General features: G+C 35.0%; 3 protein-coding genes and 1 tRNA gene. All 4 read left to right on the forward strand.

The features are described 5' to 3' along the window. Positions 1 to 2 precede the first annotated feature (2 nt). The 4 genes from G7Y57_RS17725 to G7Y57_RS17740 all read left to right on the forward strand — a co-directional run bounded on the left by G7Y57_RS17725 (position 3) and on the right by G7Y57_RS17740 (position 2434). Positions 3 to 75: transfer RNA gene (locus G7Y57_RS17725), tRNA-Gly, on the forward strand. A gap of 269 nt (positions 76 to 344) precedes the next feature. Further along, positions 345 to 1574, forward strand: coding sequence for a site-specific integrase (locus G7Y57_RS17730; RefSeq protein WP_165027315.1), 1230 nt, complete (start codon positions 345 to 347; stop codon positions 1572 to 1574). Positions 1575 to 1596: 22 nt separating this feature from the next. After that, positions 1597 to 1848: an ORF6N domain-containing protein gene (locus G7Y57_RS18130; RefSeq protein ID WP_255491509.1), complete on the forward strand. Its 252-nt coding sequence runs from the start codon at positions 1597 to 1599 to the stop codon at positions 1846 to 1848. Between the two features lie 190 nt (positions 1849 to 2038). Beyond that, positions 2039 to 2434, forward strand: a complete 396-nt coding sequence (locus tag G7Y57_RS17740) for a hypothetical protein (RefSeq protein WP_165027317.1) — start codon at positions 2039 to 2041, stop codon at positions 2432 to 2434. Positions 2435 to 3319: the final 885 nt, after the last annotated feature.

Genomic DNA, 3319 nt, shown 5'->3' on the forward strand with positions numbered 1-3319 from the left:
TTGCGAAAGTAGCTCAGTTGGTAGAGCACGACCTTGCCAAGGTCGGGGTCGCGGGTTCGAGTCCCGTCTTTCGCTCTGTCTCTGAGAGACATCAGAAAGAAATATATAGATAATAGCTTCCAAATCAATAGATTGGAAGCTATTTTTTTAATATCTATTCCAATTTAAAGACTACAAAAAGCCAACGGCAGACAAGAAATAGGTACTAAATCGGTACCTGTTTTGAAAATGCCAAAACAGGTACCGATTTAGAGCATAAGTCTCTGTTTTGTCGCATATTGTCTGCCTACCTGTTCTTCTTTCGAATCAATTAAATTTATTTTTGTAATTTAAATCGAAAGAGTATGAGAAGAAGTACATTCAGGATTCTTTTTTATATCAAAAGAGGTAATCCGAAGAAAAACGGTAATGTGATTATAATGGGACGGATTACTGTAGACGGTGAACGTTCGCAGTTCAGTACAAAGCTCGAAATTATCCCTTCGCTTTGGGATAATACTTATGGAAAAGCCAAAGGAAACAGTGTCAATGCGGCAAACTTAAATCGTATGTTGGATAATATACGGGCTAAAGCATCTATGTATTATAACAAACTGACGGATGTCAATGGTTATGTTACTCCTGATAAAATAAAAAACGCATTGCTAGGATTAGAGGAAAAGAGCAAGTCGATTATGTATTATTTTGATAAATTCAATGAGCAATACAAATCTAAAGTAGGTATGATGGTTACACGAACTACTTACATGAGATATGAAACGGCAAAGAAAAGGTTATGCGAATTTATGAAAGAGAAATACGATGTGACTGATATGCCTTACAGAGAGATTACAACTGTTTTCCTTCAGGATTTTTACTTGTTTCTTCGCAATAATTATAACTCTGCCAATAATAATACAATGAAAACGATTCAGCATTTGAGGGCTGTCTTCTACTATATTAAGAATACGGGGGAAGCTTTTGCCGACCCGTTCGCCAATTTTAAGATTCATTTTGAAAAGATAGAACGCTCGTATTTGACTCAGGAGGAATTAACAGTACTGTCGAATAAAGAATTCGGGTGCGAAAGATTGGACAAAGTGAGGGATATTTTCCTTTTCTGTTGCTACAGCGGATTATCTTACTCTGATTTATCTGACCTGACAACAGATAAAATAAAGAAAGGAATAGATGGTCATTTATGGATCATGGATACACGTAACAAAACAGGGGTTCCTTACAAAGTCCGTTTGCTGGATATACCGGCGGCTGTTTTAAAGAAATACGAAAACTCACAGGATAATGGTAAACTATTGCCGGTTATCAGTAATCAAAAAATGAACAGTTACTTGTTTGAAATTGCTACTATTTGCGGTATTGATAAAAAAATAACCTGCCACGTTGCCAGGCACACTTTCGCAACTTTATGCCTGACAGAAGGTATGTCGATAGAGAGTGTTTCGAAGTTATTGGGGCATACAAAAATAAAAACTACTCAGATATATGCCCGGATAATCGATAAGAAGCTGAGCGAGGATATGGATAAATTAGCCCAAAAGCTGAATGTATCAGATAATCAGACAATAACAGCCTAAAATAAACCTGAAATTAAAAGCAATGAATTTAGAAAAAATTAAAGATAAAATTATTCTTATTCAGGGACAACAGGTTATACTGGATACAGATGTCGCAAACTTGTACGCAGTGGCAACTAAACATGTTAATCAGGCTATAAGAAATAATTCTGATAAATTTCCCGAAGGTTACATTATTACTTTGACAGAAGAGGACAAAAATAAGGTGGTCAAAAAATTTGACCACCTCTCAAACCTCAGATTCTCATCGACATCAATAACAAAGTCTGAGTGAAAAAGCATTGTATATGCTGTCGACGATTCTCAAAAATCCTGTTGCAACACAAATAACAATTGCCATCATTTGAGACAACTGATACTGAGACAACCCTGGAGCTTAATTTAGCGATACTCCCGGTAAAACATACTGTAAAGCGAAAACCTAAAAAGTAATGGATTAATTCCAATAGTAAAATAACATTATCATGAATAGAAGCATAATCAAAATAACTGAAAATTTCAATACAAGAACCTCCATAGAGATAGTTCCTGCCGGTGGAGAAGTCTGGATGACAAAACCTGAAATAGCCTACTTGCTAATGGTATATCAAAATACTATTGGAAACAATCTACGGGCAATTTTCAAAGCCGGTATTCTAAATGAAAAAGATGCTGTCAAGGAGTATAGATACAAAGAACAGGATATTGAACGTATTACAGTTTATTACAATCTTGAAACAATTATTACATTATGCTACCGCATACGCACTTTTCAGGCAGAAACCATCAGGAAACTTATACAAACTGAATTCTATAATAGAAATAACAATAAGCCGGAATCTTATATTCTGCATAATCTGTCCGTCTTCTCCTTAAATTGAAAACCCTAATGACAGGATTATAAATAACTGTACCCGGTACTATCTGAAGTATCGGGTACAGTTATTTATGGGCTGTCTTATATCTGCTATCTACTCTAGAAATTTCCACCTCATTTCCTTCAATCTTTATTCAGGCAGATATTTAGGTAGATTTTCGAAGGAGCGGGCCGATCATTTTTGAAATAAGATATATGAAAACATATCGGAACAAATACAAAACAATGGTTGTATTATCCTAATTTGTTAATGTTGAAATCTTAATACTAAGACATATAATAACCCTGTGAAAATCTATTCCGTTGGTTATGCTCCCATATACTACAAAGACATTCTCGGATAGAGGACAAGAGTCCCAAAATGTACACTTGCTTATAGTCTGATATTATGCTAAGTGTATTCTTATGTAAAGTGATACACTTAAGAATATATTTGAAACAAACGAGTTGCTATCCGATTCAGTTGTTTCCATTTTGGAAACAACTGCCGCTGAATAGTACAAGCCTAAGTGGGGATTGTTATGCGAAAAAATGATTCTTAACTTATCTGCAAAATGAATCCATAATAATTACCGTACCGTTTTTCAATTAGAATTTATCTATTTGCGGAACAAGTCTTCTAAAGTGTTCTGTCTGACAATGAATATCCAATGCCTTTATGTCGGGTCATTCTTCGATGAAGATGAAATGTGTTTTATCGTCCTGATCGATATAAAGATTATATTCAATATACGGCTTTTCTTGTTTAGTTTCTGCAACTAACGAAAGAGCGGAAGATGCACATTTTCATTGGTCTTACCGTCAATACGTGAATGCTGATTCCATCATGTCTTGTTCTGAATTTGGAATCTGATATTTGATAGCAATCGCTCTCCATTTAGAAACGATT

Origin of the sequence: Dysgonomonas sp. ZJ279 (assembly GCF_011039205.1) — a bacterium.
Classification (GTDB): Bacteria; Bacteroidota; Bacteroidia; order Bacteroidales; family Dysgonomonadaceae; genus Dysgonomonas.